Source organism: Hyphobacterium indicum, assembly GCF_003129605.1.
Lineage (GTDB): Bacteria > Pseudomonadota > Alphaproteobacteria > Caulobacterales > Maricaulaceae > Hyphobacterium > Hyphobacterium indicum.
This window is the reverse complement of sequence record NZ_QBDX01000001.1, coordinates 132,127-147,042: the sequence shown is the minus strand read 5'-3', so window position 1 is coordinate 147,042 and position 14,916 is coordinate 132,127. Positions and strand designations below refer to the sequence as shown.

The 14,916-nt window shown below is 61.1% G+C and carries 9 protein-coding genes and 1 tRNA gene; 5 read left to right on the top strand and 5 right to left on the bottom strand.

Annotated elements, in window-relative coordinates:
• Window positions 1-6: 6 nt before the first annotated feature.
• Complete coding sequence (locus tag DBR16_RS00695) at window positions 7-3,237, bottom strand: amidohydrolase family protein (RefSeq protein ID WP_109259992.1); 3,231 nt, start codon at window positions 3,235-3,237, stop codon at window positions 7-9.
• Window positions 3,238-3,316: 79 nt separating this feature from the next.
• Window positions 3,317-4,516, bottom strand: coding sequence for a methionine gamma-lyase (locus DBR16_RS00690; RefSeq protein WP_109259321.1), 1,200 nt, complete (start codon window positions 4,514-4,516; stop codon window positions 3,317-3,319).
• A gap of 94 nt (window positions 4,517-4,610) precedes the next feature.
• Between DBR16_RS00690 and DBR16_RS00685 the strand changes: the two genes are divergently transcribed.
• Window positions 4,611-5,075, top strand: a complete 465-nt coding sequence (locus DBR16_RS00685; RefSeq protein WP_109259320.1) for an Lrp/AsnC family transcriptional regulator — start codon at window positions 4,611-4,613, stop codon at window positions 5,073-5,075.
• Here the strand turns inward: DBR16_RS00685 and DBR16_RS00680 are convergent.
• A complete protein-coding gene (locus tag DBR16_RS00680) occupies window positions 5,065-8,691 on the bottom strand; it encodes a M1 family aminopeptidase (protein ID WP_161539343.1) in 3,627 nt (1,208 codons plus the stop codon). The genes DBR16_RS00685 and DBR16_RS00680 overlap by 11 nt on opposite strands.
• Window positions 8,692-8,713: 22 nt before the next feature.
• Complete coding sequence (locus DBR16_RS00675) at window positions 8,714-9,601, bottom strand: ABC transporter ATP-binding protein (RefSeq protein WP_109259318.1); 888 nt, start codon at window positions 9,599-9,601, stop codon at window positions 8,714-8,716.
• Window positions 9,602-9,846: 245 nt separating this feature from the next.
• Here DBR16_RS00675 and DBR16_RS00670 point away from each other — a divergent pair, with 245 nt between their 5' ends.
• Window positions 9,847-10,665: a ferredoxin--NADP reductase gene (locus DBR16_RS00670; protein WP_109259317.1), complete on the top strand. Its 819-nt coding sequence runs from the start codon at window positions 9,847-9,849 to the stop codon at window positions 10,663-10,665.
• Between the two features lie 6 nt (window positions 10,666-10,671).
• Window positions 10,672-12,483 (top strand): ABC-F family ATP-binding cassette domain-containing protein, encoded by a 1,812-nt coding sequence (locus DBR16_RS00665; RefSeq protein WP_109259316.1) that lies wholly within the window; start codon window positions 10,672-10,674, stop codon window positions 12,481-12,483.
• Window positions 12,484-12,490: 7 nt separating this feature from the next.
• Here the strand turns inward: DBR16_RS00665 and DBR16_RS00660 are convergent.
• Window positions 12,491-12,566, bottom strand: a tRNA-His gene (locus tag DBR16_RS00660).
• A 128-nt stretch (window positions 12,567-12,694) separates the two neighbouring features.
• Between DBR16_RS00660 and hisS the strand changes: the two genes are divergently transcribed.
• Together hisS and DBR16_RS00650 are read left to right on the top strand one after the other, a co-directional pair.
• On the top strand, window positions 12,695-14,032 hold the full coding sequence (hisS, locus tag DBR16_RS00655; protein WP_109259315.1) for a histidine--tRNA ligase: 1,338 nt from the start codon (window positions 12,695-12,697) through the stop codon (window positions 14,030-14,032).
• On the top strand, window positions 14,032-14,901 hold the full coding sequence (locus DBR16_RS00650; RefSeq protein WP_109259314.1) for a Rossmann-like and DUF2520 domain-containing protein: 870 nt from the start codon (window positions 14,032-14,034) through the stop codon (window positions 14,899-14,901). The genes hisS and DBR16_RS00650 overlap by 1 nt, the downstream gene beginning before the upstream one ends.
• Window positions 14,902-14,916 lie beyond the last annotated feature (15 nt).

The window sequence follows — 14,916 nt, the reverse complement described above, 5'->3', positions numbered from 1 at the left end:
AGGGAATTACTCCCAGAAGTAGGCCCCCCGGACACGATCACCGGTGACGGTCTCGTTCATGGTTTCCGCATCATAGAGACGGCCATTGAGCATGATCATGCCGATCTCGTCGGAATTCTCGATGTCGGCGAGAATATCGCCCTCGAGAATGACGAGGTCGGCCAGCTTTCCGGTTTCGATGGAGCCGAGATCCGCGTCGAAGCCGAGATGGATGGCCGGATCGATGGTGGCGGCCCGCAAGGCCTGGACCGGGGTGGCTCCGCCACGGCCCAGCGACCACATTTCCCAGTGTGCGGCGAGGCCTTCCTGCTGCCCATGCGCGCCAATCGCCATGGTGACACCACGATCGGCCAGCATCAGGGCTGTGACCGCGCTGTCATCATCGACATAGTCGTGTTCCGGCGCATAGGTGTTGCGGATGGAGCCGCGCAGATAGTTCGGCGGCGCATGACGCGACAGGATGGGATGCTCCCAGATATTGGTGCGGGAACGCCAGTAGGGATCGCCGGCCAGACCGCCATAGGTGACGACAATGGTCGGATTGTAGGCGACTTGAGTCTGCGAGAACATCTGGAGGACGTCCTCATAGACCATCTCGACCGGCAGGTTGTGCTCGAGCGAGGTATTGCCGTCCGCGACGAGCGACATGTCCATGTGATAATTGGACCCGCCCTCGGCCACGACGATCACACCGGCTTCGTGCGAGGCGGCCACAACCTGCTGCCGTTGATCGCGGCGGGGCTGGTTGTAGTTCTTGATGCCATGCGCGCCCTGTGCCGCGAGGCGGAAGACGTGCTCATCGGCGTCCGAGGCATCGTCAATGCGGGCAAAGAAGCCCGGCGCACGCGCGCCATAGACGACTTCTCCCGTGGAATAGGTGCGCGGCTGCAATTGCAGGCCGGCGCGCTGATATTCCCCGGCCACGAAGATGTGGCTGGCAGAGCTGGACGGGTCGAAGATCGTGGTCACGCCGAAGGCGAGGTGAGCGAGCGTCGACCAGTTTTCCTGCGGAATGATGCCGTCCGTGCCCTGCGGGCCATGTGCGTGAGCATCGATCAGGCCCGGAATGATGGTGCGGCCGGTCACATCAACCGTTTGCGCGCCGGCCGGGATTTCGACTTCATCGGCCGCACCAATGGCTGCGATGCGGTTGCCCTGAACGACAATGACACCATTTTCGATGATGCCGCCGTCTTCCGCTGCCATGGTGACGATACGGGCACCAGTGAGAGCGAGCGTCGTGGCGGGCACGTCGGAATTGACCGTGATGGCGAGAGAGCGTCCCGTTTCCGGCGGGGAGAAGGGCTCGCGCTCTTCCTCTTCCCCTGCCGGCCGGTGCGGGATCACCTCACTGATCGAAGCGGAATACAGCACCGGGCCCATGGTCCAGTGCAGGCTGTCGCTGCCACCCGACCAGGACAGATAGGTGGCTCCGTTGAGGGACACCTCGACCACCGGAAGCGCCGAGGCCGACATGCCGGCCGAGACTTCCTGCGGCCCCGGCGGCATGGGCATGACATAGGCGTCATAGTTTTCCCGGAAAGCGAGATAGCGGCCATCCGGCGAGACGCGGTAATCGGCAATCATGTCGGACTGGGCATGAACACGGCGGTCCTGCCCGTTCAGGTCAACACTGACCAGACGGTTCTGCCCGCTTTCCGAGACCGACAGGAAGAGGCGGTCATTCGATGCGCCGAAATGCGGTTCGGAGCCGGAAGCCGTGATGCGGCGCATCTCCCCACCGGAAGCGGGAACGGCAAAGATGCCGGTCGTTTCCGACCATTCGCGGGCCGTCAGGAAGCCGCCCGAGCCCTTTTCAAAGACGATGGTGCGGCCATCCGGCGAAAACACCGGGCGGCGGTAATGTCCGGGTTCGGACGTCACCGTCCGTTCGCCGCGGCCATTGGCGTTGACGACGCGGATTGATCCCAGATCTTCGTCATCCCAGGTCACAAAAACGATGGAGCGGCCATCGCGCGACCAGGACGGGAAGAATTCACGATAGCTGCCATCATTGCGGGTCAGCGGACGCGGATCGCCGCTGGATGTGCCGGCAATATAGAGGCGGCCCAGCGATTCGAAGACGACCTGAGACCCATCGGGCGACACCGTGGCAAACCGCGGCATCTGCGTTTCAAACGTGGCCGGTGCCACTTCCGTCTGCGGCCGCGGCGGATCGATGACTTCGCGGCTGTCATCGACCTGGAAGGGGATGATCTGTGTTTCACCGCTGGCGACATCGATGCGGTTGATCCGGCCGCCCGACCAGAAAACAATGGAATTGCCGTCCGGCGTCCAGTCCATATTGGGGTACATGCCGTAGACGCCCCAGGTTTCCTGATTGTCCCGGTCGAGATCGTCATAGATCATACGCTCTTCGCCGGAGCGGAGATCCTTGATCCAGAGTTGCGACTGGAGACGGTCACGGCGGACAAAGGCCATGAAATTTCCGTCCGGGGACGGGGCCGGGCGGACCGAGCCGCCGGCGCCGGATACGGCGGTGGTGATTTCCCCGGTCTCGAGCTCGTAGCGGAGAATGTTGAACAGGTCGGTATTGGAGTCCTGCGCATAGATGAAGGTGTTACCGGAGGTGATGTTCTGCGTGTAGTACACATACCGGCCATCGGGCGAGAAGATCGGTTCGCCGAGCTCTTTCTGGAAAGCTTCATTGGGACGTTCGACGAGCTGAACGCCGCTGCCGCCGGAAAGGTGGTACATCCAGATTTCACCGGCCCCGGCAGAGCGCGACGTCGTGTAGTGCTTGCGGGCGGCAATAAAGTCGCCAGACGGGTGCCAGGTCGGATTGTTCAACAGGCGGAAGCTCTCATCGGTGACCTGGCGGCGGTCGGAACCATCGGAATTCATGATCCAGATATTGTCTCCGCCGGCGCGGTCAGAGGTGAAGGCGATCAAAGAGCCGTCCGGGGAAAAGCGCGGCTGGATTTCCCAGGGCAGGCCCGCGCTGATATTGGTCGCCAGCCCGCCGGAGATTGGCAGGGTGTAAATGTCGCCAAGAAGATCGAAAGCAATGGTCTGTCCGTCCGGGCTGACATCCAGGCTCATCCATGTGCCTTCCTCGACCCGTATCGGGATGAAGCGCGTCGGCAGGGGCGGCGCGGCCACGTCCCACGGGCCCTCCTCATCGGCGCCGGTCTCTGTGCTGGTGGCAGCATCTTGCGCATAGGCAAGGGAAAAAGCGAGCGCGCTGGCGGTCAGCGCTGCGATCGTACGGAACATGATGCCTCCCCGGGTCATCTGCTGGATTGATGCCGCGGACAGTAGTGCGCGCCCGGATGACCGGCAAGTGACAGGACTGTCAGGATCGGAAGGCTTGCGCCAGGTCCGCCAGAATATCCTCCACGTCCTCCAGACCGACCGACAGGCGGATGAGTCCGGGGGCGATGCCATGCGCGGCCTGTTCCTCGGGCGTATAGGTCGAGTGGGTCATGCTGGCGGGATGCTGGATCAGGCTTTCCGCATCGCCAAGGCTGACAGCACGCTGGATCAGGTTCAACCGGTTCATGAATGCGATGGCGGCGGCTTTCCCACCGTCGAGCTCAAACGCGATCATGCCACCGGGCAACCGCATCTGGCGGGCCGCAAGGGCGGCTTGCGGAAAACTTTGCAATCCCGGCCAGGCAACGCTGCTGACTTCGGGATGGCGCTCCAGAAAGCGGGCCACTTCGCCCGCACTGGCGGAATGTTCGCGCATGCGCAGGCCCAGCGTTTTCAGGCCGCGCAGGATCAGCATGGCATTGAAGGGGGCCAGCGCGGCACCGGTCATGTCCTTCAGCCCGCAACCACGAACTTCGTCCATGATCTCCTGCGTGCCGCAAGCAATTCCGCCAATCAGATCTCCATGCCCGCCAAGATATTTGGTCGCCGAATGCACGGTGATATCTGCGCCCAGTTCGAGCGGACGGGTCAGATAGGGGCTGGCATAGGTGTTGTCGACGATAACGCGCGCGCCGGCGGCATGGGCTTTTAATGCGATGTCCTCGATGTCGATCAGGCGCATGTTCGGATTGGCCGGCGTCTCGAAATAGACGATTCCGGGTCTTGATTTCAGAGCGGCTTCGACGGCATCCGGGTCCGTCATGTCGACATGGCTGACGCGGACCCCGAACTTGGCGAGTCCATGGTTGAAGAAGGCGTAGGTACAGCCATAAAGCGTCTTGTCGACCAGTATCTCGTCACCGGGCGCCACCAAGCTCCAGAAAACCGCTGTAATGGCCCCCATGCCCGAGCCGAATGCGACAGCAGCTTCTGCACCCTCGAGCGAGGCCATGCGGCGCTCGAGCAGGTCCACAGTCGGATTCGAGATGCGCGAATAGATGTGTGCGGGCTGCTCTCCGGAAAACGCGGCACCCGCGGATTCCACATCCGGGAAGGTGAAGGTCGAGGTGAAATGCACGGGCGGTGTAAGGGCGCCGCCCGCATCCGCCGGATGATAGCCCTCGTGAATCGCACGTGTGGAAAATCCTTTCGGGCACTCGATCTGACCTGAACCGTCCATACTGACCTCCCATTTGAAGTCAGATTACCGCTTTCATTATGACATGTGCTGCCGTATTCTGTTTCCATAATGCCTGAATGGAGCATTTTCTGCCATGAAAGCCCTTGACCAGATCGACAGGAAAATCCTGATGGCATTGCAGGCCGATGGCCGCCTGACCAATCAGGCGCTGGCCGATCTGGTCGGGCTGTCCCCCTCGCCCTGCCTGAAACGGGTACGATCACTCGAAGAGGCCGGATATATCCGCGCCTATACAGCCGAACTGGACCGCAAGGCATGCGGCCTGTCTGTCACCGCCTTTGTCCGGATCCGCCTGAAAGATCATTCAACGGCCACCGTCGCCCTGTTCGAGCAGAAAATTGCCGCCATAGATGAGGTGATTGAATGCCATCTCATGTCCGGCGGGGAGGATTATCTGCTCGAAGTCGTGGTCGCCGGCCATGACGGCTATGAACGCTTCATGCGCGAGCAGCTTCATGGCGTGCCGGGCATTGGCGCGATCGAGACCAATTTCTCGATCAGCGCCATCAAGCATCGCTCACCCTGCCCTATTCCATAAGCAGGGCGGTGTCTTCCAGATCGGCTTCATCCTCCAGCGGAATGAAATCCGGCGTGATCAGATTGTCGTCGGTATCGCGGTCAATCAGCTTGCTGTAGGGGTCGATGCCGACCCAGATCGGCCGCTCATCGGTGATGAAGGTGAAGCTCATCTGTGTTTCATTGATCCGCTCCCGGCCGAAATGCAGAATGTGATCATTGCCCTCCAGCGCCTGATCGAGGCTGCGGGTGAAGAGACCGATATCAATCAGATAGTCAATCGGCTCCTCGGTCTCATTGCCCTCGCCATCGGCCGCAAATTTGCGCGCTTCGATCTGCAGCGTTGTTTCGAACCGGCCATCTTCCCGCTCGCGGGTTTCGGCCTCGGTGACTGACAGATCGAACAAGACGATCCGCTCGAAGAAATCGTGGATGATCAGTTCGTATTCCGGTCCGGCTTCCTCGCGCAGGATGCGGAGGAAATCGGCCGAGCGGGCATAGGGCGCACTGGCATACTGGAACTCGTCAATGAGGCGCGCCAGTGCGCGGTTGACGACGTCCTCACCGAGATAATCCTGCAGCGCATACATGATGAGCGCGCCCTTGCGGTAATGAATGTATTGCTGGTTCTCGACGCGGTAGAGCGGCAATTCCTCACGTGATTCCGTGCTGCGCGCGGACAGGTAATTGTCCAGTTCGTATTTGAGGAAGCGGCGCATATGGTCTTCGCCATATTCCTGCTCCATCACCATCAGCGCAGAATACTGGGCAAAGGTCTCCACCAGCATTGTGCCGCCCTGGACATTGGCGCTCATCACCTGATGCGCCCACCACTGGTGCGCGGCCTCGTGCGCGGTGACGTAATAGACATAGTCGATATTGTCCGGATCACGGAGATCGGCGGTAAACCCGATGGATTCCGAATAGGCAATCGTGTTGGGGAAGGATTGCGCAAAGGAGGCATAGGCCGGAAATTCGAACATCCGGTATTGCCGGTACTGATAGGGGCTGAAGGCGTCCGAGAAATAGGCAATCGAATCCTGGGCCGCCTCCATCATGCGCGCGACATTCCAGTCATGATCCGCGTGATAGAAGACCTGGTAGAGAATGCCGTCCTGCTCCTCTTCCAGCAGCGTGTAATCGGCTGACATGAAGTTGAAAAAGTTCAGGATCGGCACATCCATCACATATTCGAAATAGCGGCGGCCATTCTCCGTCCATTCGCGTTCGAGATAGCCCGGCGCGACAGCGATCTGGTCCCCGCTGGTCGAGACAATCGTGCGGAAATCGACAAAGTCGGCATCCTGGCGAATGGAATTTTCATTCCAGCGGCTCTCGTCCTCCAACGCAAAGGCGCGCTCCAGCTCGGGCAGGTCCTGCCGCCGGCGGACGGCCGGATTCTGGATCAGCATCGCCCGGGAGAAGCCGATGGCGGGGGCAAACTCGCCATTATTGAAGAAGCTGCCATTGTAGATGACGGACGAGACATTGCCCGAATTGCGAAAACCCGGATTGGTCACCGCGACGTCGAATGACAGGGTCCGGCGCTCACCCGGCTGCATCGGGCGGTCCAGCTCGAAGGCATAGAGATTGGCATAGTCATCGCGGAGCTCTGCCGTCTGGCCATCAATGTCCTGGGCATTGATTTCATCGGTACCATAGAACACCCAGACCACAGGAATGTCCGTGCCAGTCTGGTTCTCGATTTCGTATGTGCCTGTGACCGTGTAGCGGCGGTCCCGCGGAAAGATGTCGACATTGAATTCCACGGCGGTGATCGTGGGCTGGGGCAGGCCCTCCAGCTGCTCCCGCCATTCACGTTCGAAGGCGGCCTGAAGCCGCTCGGCCTCGGTGTTGGGCGTGTAATCGTTCAACACGGTGGTGTTATAGAAAATCCAGCCCCCGGCGCCGATGGCGGTGAGAAGAGACACGCCCGCAAGTCCTGCGGCCGCCGGCGTGAAGGCCTGCGGCAGGCGGATCAGGCGTTGCCGAATGGGCATCAACGCGCCGCGATTCCAGAGCAGGCTGGCCAGCACGAAGAGAAACAGCGTCACCCCGCCCCAATAGAGGTGATACCAGGCCTGAATGCCCATGAAATGGCCATAGCCGTTCATGTCGGAATAGGGTGTGAGGGACACGAAAGGGAATTGGTAGAGGTTGTGCGAAAGGCCGATATTGTCGAGCACAAAGGCGGTGATGATGAACACCGCGCCGATGGCGATAATGCCGAGCCATTTATTGTTGGCCAGCACCTGCAGGAAGATGGCAAGCATGGACAGCATGGTCAGCGGAATGATCAGATCAAAGACCGTCCGCACGGCATATTGCCCGAGCTCGAAATTGAAATAGCCGCGGATGGCCTGCGACGCGATGGTGATCAGCAGGGCGACGGACAACAGCCCTGTGACCACCACAATCATTCCCGCCAGCTTGGCGGTGAGAAACACCCAGCTCGGAGCAGGCGTGGCATCGACAATGTCGGAGAAATTCACATTGCGTTCGCGCCAGATCAGCTCGGACGCGTAATAGATCACGACAACCAGCGGCACGAGGATGAAGCCGCCGATCATCGAATTGATCATGATCTGCGTCAGCGGATAATTCGGTGTGCCGTAGAAGGGCTGGATCAGGAAGACCGCAAACCCGGTCAGAAGCATGCCGAAAACGAGCAATATCCAGAAGGCAATGTTGAAGACGATACCCTTCACCTCGAAGGCGACGCGGGCCCGGAATTGCTGCCAGATGGCGCGCGCGGGCGTTGGCGTGGAAATCGGCAATTCAATGCTGGCCGGTATGAAAGGGGCTTCGGCACGCTGCGCCTTTTTCCGGCTCCCGGCCGAATTGCTCAGCCGGAAGGAAAATACGACGAGGTTGAAAATGAACAGCACGACCGCAATGCCCAGCCAGATCAGGCGATTCTGAAGGAAAAGGCCTTCCAGCGGGATGAGCTGGCTGTTCTGTTCTGCCGGCGTCCAGTTGCGCACAACTTCGCTGAAGGCATTGCCACCGAACGGATCGGTGAGGGCGGCAAAATCGCGCCATTCCGGTTGCGTCGTCAGGAACCCGCCTGCCGTGTTGAAAATGAACAGGCCGACCAGCGTCACCCAGGTCACCATCAGGGAGCGGCTGAGATTGGCGGCGGTAAACACGATCATGCCGATGATCAGCATGTTGGCGACGCCCAGCAGCAGGAAGGGCTGGGCATAGTATTCAAACCGGAAGGGCCCCAGCGTTTCCGGGTCCACCCATGGCATCAGCGCGCCCACGAGATTGCCCAGTGGCACGCTCAGAAAAACGAGGCAGGTAATGGCGAAGCCGCCAATGAAGCGGCCGAGCAGATAATCGCGCTCCTTCACCGGTGTAGTGTAGAATAATTCCTGGGTCTTGTAGCTGCGGTCGCGGAGAATGCCGCTGGCCAGAAACACCGTCGGAATGACCATGCCGAAGAAAGAAAAAATCAGCATGGCAAAGCTGATCGCAAAGGGCGAATTCACATGAACCTGATTGGTGTCACCCAGCGACACCTGATCGGACGCAGCCGCCCCGAAAACAAACAGAAAAAAGATCAAGAAAATGGCAATCGCGGCTGGCGACAGCAAGTGATAGCGGAATTCGAAACTGGCGATTTTACCGAGCATGATGTCTGTCCTCCGCCCCGGTCTAGGCCGCAGCCGGCGCAGCCTGGCTGGCCGTAATCGTGGCGAAGTAGACGTCCTCGAGATCGGGTGCGACCGCTTCGAACCCCTCGCCCGGGCTGGCATCGGCCTCGACATGGATCAGCACTTCACCCTGGGTCAGGCGGGTGGAGATGACGTTATGGCGGGTGCGGTGTTCCGGCAGCTCCGCCTTGGCGATCCGCTTCTTCCAGACCTTGCCGTCCAGCTGGCTGATGAGGTCTGAAGGGGCACCCTCGGCGACGATCCGGCCCTGGTTGAGGATCGCCATTTGCGGGCAGAGGTCGGCGACATCCTCGACGATATGGGTGGAGAGGATGACGACAACATTCTCGCCGATTTCGGAAAGCAGATTGTGGAAACGGTTGCGCTCTTCCGGGTCCAGGCCGGCTGTGGGTTCGTCGACGATGATCAGCTGCGGATCGCCGATCAGGGCCTGGGCAATGCCGAAACGCTGGCGCATGCCGCCGGAATAGGAGGCCACGGATTTCTTCGCGACCTTGGCGAGATTGGTCTGCTCAAGCAGGCCCTCGACCACGCGCTTGCGTTCCCTGTTGTCGGATATGCCTTTCAGAATGGCGAGATGGTCCAGAAGCGCGCGCGCCGACATGCGCGGATAAACGCCGAAATCCTGCGGCAGATAGCCCAGCCGGGCGCGCAATTTTGCGGGTTCCTTCAGGACATCAATCCCGTTGAAATCAATCGAGCCCCGGTCCGCATTCTGCAGGGTGGCGATGGTCCGCATCAGGGTGGATTTGCCCGCTCCGTTCGGCCCGAGCAGGCCATACATGCCCTTGGGAATGGACAGCGACACGTCATCCAGCGCGCGCACGCCATTGCCATAGGTTTTTGAAAGATTCTTGATTTCCAGCATGATGTCTGCACGGCACTTGCCGCCGTGTCCCTCGCCTGTCCCGATTCAACCGACCATAGGGCCTTGCCCGTTATGAGCGCAAATGAAGACGCGGACAGGTTTGGATAAAAGAGGGATGATCTTTTCTCTTATCCCCCCTCGACGCTGATGTGCCTGCGAAAGCCTGTGACAGCGCGTCCCCGTGCAATTGAGCGCAAGGCGGGCTATGAGACCGGCACGTTCAACAGACCCGCCCGGACCTCCCCATGTTCGACAATATACTGACCGACGATTTCACCCCGCCGAAGACCTGCACGGTCGAACGCGTTACCGCCGTCAAACACTGGACGGACACGCTGTTTTCCTTCCGGATCACGCGGCCGGCGGCCTTCCGCTTCCGCGCCGGTGAATTTGTCATGATCGGGCTGATGATCGAGGGGAAACCCGTCCTGCGCGCCTATTCGATCTGCAGCCCGACCTGGGATGAAGAGCTGGAATTCTATTCCATCAAGGCACCGGGCGGAAAGCTGACCACCGAGTTGCAGCACATCGAGATAGGCGACGGTGTTCTGCTCGGCACGAAGCCGACCGGGACGCTGGTGCATGACGCCCTGATCCCGGGCGACCACCTCTACCTGTTTTCGACCGGCACCGGCATTGCCCCCTTTGCCAGCATCATCCGGGAGCCGGAAACCTATGACAAGTTCAAGGAAGTCATCCTGACCCACACCTGCCGGACCGGTGCCGAACTGGACTATGGCAAGCAACTCGTCGCGGACCTCCGCAAGGACCCGCTGGTCGGGGAGCTGGTGGGGGACCGGCTGATCCATTTCACCTCGACAACGCGGGATGAAACGCAGGATCAGCGCGGGCGCATCACCGACCTCATTCTCAATGGCGAATTGTTCGAGGCCATCGGCCGCCCGATCCTGCAACCCGCTACAGACCGGGTGATGATCTGTGGCTCGGATGCGATGCTCCGGGACCTGAAACAGATCATGCTGGACAAGGGTTTTACCGAGGGCTCGAATGCCGCGCCGGCACAATTTGTCATCGAGAAGGCCTTTGCCGGGGAGGGCGTCTGACCGCCCATGGCCAATCCGCCGCTCCTGACCTTGCAGAATATCTCGCTGACCTTTGGCGTCACGCCGCTCCTGCGTGAGGCGGGCCTTACCGTGTCCACCGGCGACCGGATCTGTCTGGTCGGCCGGAACGGGTCCGGCAAGTCGACCTTCCTGAAAATCGCGGCCGGCCTCGCCGAAGCCGATAGCGGCGAGCGTTTCCTGCATCCGGGCGCCACCGTGCGCTATCTGGAACAGGATCCGGACCTTTCGGCCTGGTCCACCGTGTTCGATTATGTCCGCGCCGGCCTGGCGCCCGGCGATGATGAACACCGCGCGCTCTATTATCTCAATTCGCTGGGCCTGACCGGCGATGAGCGCACCGCCACCCTGTCAGGCGGAGAGCGCCGCCGCGCCGCACTGGCCCGCGCGCTGGCCCCGGCTCCCGATCTACTCTTGCTGGACGAGCCGACCAATCATCTCGATCTGCCGGCGATCGAGTGGCTGGAGGACGAGCTGAAATCGGGCAGCTCCGCCTTCGTCCTGATCAGCCACGACCGGCGCTTTCTCTCCAATCTGTCGCGCCGGACGGTGTGGCTGGACCGCGGCACCACGCAGGAATTGAACAAGGGCTTTGCCGCCTTCGAGGACTGGCGCGACGACCTTCTCGAGAAGGAAGCCGAGGAACAGCACAAGCTCTCGCGCGAGATTGCGCGTGAGGAACACTGGGTGCGCTATGGCGTGACCGCGCGGCGCAAGCGCAATGTACGCCGCATGCGCGAGCTGGGCGATCTGAAGGACAAGCGCCGCAATTACGAGAAAAGCACGGGCCTGGCGTCGATCGAGCAGACCGAGGCCGGAAAATCCGGCAAGCGCGTGGTGGAAGCCACCGGGCTCGCCAAGAGCTGGGACAAGACGCCGATTGTCCGTGATTTTTCTATCCGGATTGACCGCGGCGAGCGCATCGGCCTGATCGGCCCGAATGGTGCGGGCAAGACCACCCTCCTCAACCTGCTGACCGGCAAGCTGGAACCCGATGTGGGCGAGATCAGGCTGGGCACGAATCTGGAACTCGCAACGCTGGACCAGCATCGCGCGGCCCTGAATCCGGACTGGACGGTGAAAGAGGCGCTTTCACCCGGCGGGGACATGATCGAGGTCGGTGGCCAGACCAAGCATGTCATGGCCTATATGAAGGATTTCCTGTTCCGGCCGGAACAGGCGGGCACGCCGGTGCGGACGCTGTCCGGCGGCGAAAAGGCACGGCTGCTGCTGGCGCGGGCGCTGGCGCGGCCCTCGAATCTTCTGGTGCTGGATGAACCGACCAATGATCTCGATCTGGAAACCCTGGATCTGCTGGAAGACTTCATCGCCGGATATGACGGCACCGTCCTTCTGATCACCCACGACCGGGATTTCCTCGACCGCATTGCCCAGCGCGTGATTGCGCCGGAAGGCGGCGGCAAATGGCAGATCTATGCGGGCGGCTATTCCGACATGATGGCGCAGCGCGGCGCGGATGTGGCCGCGCGCAAGGCCGTGAAGCCCGTTGCATCCGGCAAATCCTCCGGCACGGCCGCTCCGAAAGCGGAGAAACGCAAAATGGCCAACAAGGACCGCTATGCTCTGGAAAAACTGCCGGGCGAGATCGACCGGTTGAACCAGACCATTGCCGCGCTGGAGGCCGAGCTGGCGGCACCGGAGCTGTTTACAAAAAACCCGGAACGCTTTGCTGCCGCATCGAAACAGCTCGCGGACGCGCAGGCCATGCTTGATGCCAAGGAAACACAATGGCTGGAGCTGGAAGCCCTGCGCGAGGAGATCGAGAATGATTCCGCATAAAGGGAAATGGGGCGACTGACGGGGCTTGAACCCGCGACCGCTCGGATCACAACCGAGTGCTCTACCAGCTGAGCTACAGCCGCCACAAAGGCAAGGAGGCGCGTTATAGAAGGCCTGTATTCCGCGTCAAGCATGCCAAGGAGTGGACAGACAGACCCTTCCAAGGCTATCGCCGCCTTGAAATATATTAAATGGGTAAGCGACGTTTAAAATGCAAAAGCGAAAAATCCTGAAGCCCAGGCCTATTAGCGGATTTCCGGAATACACACCAGAGATCCGCCGCGTGGAAATGCGCTGGATCGATAAGATCCGCGAAACCTTCGAACGCTATGGCTATATCAATATCGAAACCCCCTCGGTTGAGGAGGTCGAGACGCTGGCGGCCAAGGGCGGCGATGTCGACAAAGAAATCTACGGGCTGCAACGCCTGAATGCCGAGGACGAGGACGATAGAAAACCGGGAGGCCCGCGTCTGGCCCTGCACTTTGACCTGACAGTGCCGACCGCCCGCTATGTCGCCCAGCATTTCAGCGCTCTCACCTTCCCGTTCAAACGCTATCAGATCCAGCGCGTCTGGCGCGGCGAACGCCCGCAGGAAGGCCGTTTCCGGGAATTCCTGCAATGTGATGTCGATGTCATTGACCAGGACGAAATCAGCCATGATTTCGATGCCGAAATTCCGCTGATCGCCATGCAAACGCTCAATGCCATTGGCGCCGGTCCGATCCGCTTCATGCTGAACAACCGGAAAATCCTGGTCGGGTTCTATCAGGGCCTGGGGATCGAGAACGCCGCGGATGTGATCCGCGTGGTCGACAAGATCGACAAGCTGGCCGCGGCCGAGATCGAACGAATACTGATAGAGGAGAACGGCCTGTCCGCGGATACCGCGAAGGCCTGTCTGGCGCTGGCGCAGATCCGGTCGACGGATAATGGCTTTGCCGCCGAGGCGCGCAAGCTGGGGGTTGAAAACGCGCTATTTGAAGAAGGCCTGGCCGAACTGACCACGGTCATGAACCGGCTGAATGCCGCTGATAAAGGCGCGTGTGTGGCCGAGGCCAATCTGGGGATTGCGCGCGGGCTCGATTATTATACCGGCGTTGTCTATGAGGCGCAGCTGATTGATTATCCGGAGTATTCGACGATTTGCGCGGGCGGACGCTATGCCGATCTCGTCGGTGCCTATATCAATCGCGACCTGCCGGGCGTGGGAATTTCCATCGGGCTGACCCGGCTGTTTGCCAAGCTGGTGAAGGAAGGCGTGATTACCGGTGAGCGAGCCTCGCCGACCGATGTGCTGATTGCCCGCTTTCCGGACGATGATGTGCTGGAGCTGGACGGGATCGCCAATACGCTGCGGGCGCGCGGCGTCAATGTCGAAGTCTATTACGAGGCGGCGAAGCTGAAGAACCAGTTCCGCTATGCCGAACGCAAGGCCATCCCCTATCTCTGGTTTGCCGGGGATATGCATGAGGTGAAGGATCTCGGTGCCGGTGAACAGGCAGCAGCCGATCCGGCGACCTGGCTGCCCGCCCGGTTCAAGGGCTGATGAAACGCCTCGCCGTCATCGGACCGGGCCGGGTCGGCCGCACGCTGGCCCGCCTCTTTCATACGGCCGGCGTGTTCGAGATCGGCGCGCTGGTGGCCCGTCAGGATGAAACGGCGCGGCAAGCTGCGGCATTCATCGGTGCGGGCGAGCCCGGAGGGGGGCTGGATGCGGCCGATATCATCCTCGTCTCTGTCCCCGATCCGGCGCTGGAAAGTATGATTGCCGGACTGGCCGGCACTCCCTTCAAGCCCGGCGCGATTATCGCGCATACGTCCGGGGCGTTGGGGCCGGAGCTGTTTGCGCCACTGGCGGATTCCGGTGCCCGCATGGTCTGTGCCCATCCGGTCAAAGCCTTCTCCGACCCCGCGCGGTCTGTCGCGACCTTCGCCGGGACAATGACGACGCTGCAGGGGGAAGCCGGCGCGCGGGCCGCGCTGGCGGAGGCGTTTCAGGCCATTGGCGGGCAGACACTTGATCTGCCGGACGGGACGGACCGCACGCTCTATCACGCCGCCATTGTCTTCATGGCCAATCATCTGCCGACGCTCGTACAGGCCGGGCTGGAGACGTTCGCGCGGGCCGGAATATCCGGAGCGGACGGGCTGGCGATTACCGGGCCCATCCTTCGCGACACGCTGGAGGCTGTGCTGGAGCGTGGCCCGGCGGCGGCCCTGACCGGCCCGGTGGCGCGCGGCGATGCGGCCATGATTGCGCGGCATCTGGAAAAACTGGGTCAGGCCGACACGGAACTCGCCTCGCTTTATGCCGCGCTGGCCCGCGCCACTGCCGACCTGTCGGCGGAAAAGGGTGAAGCCTCTGTGGAGGGCCTGCTGGCGATACGGGAATTGACGGCACCCAAAGCCGACTAACCCGTCATCCCGGAC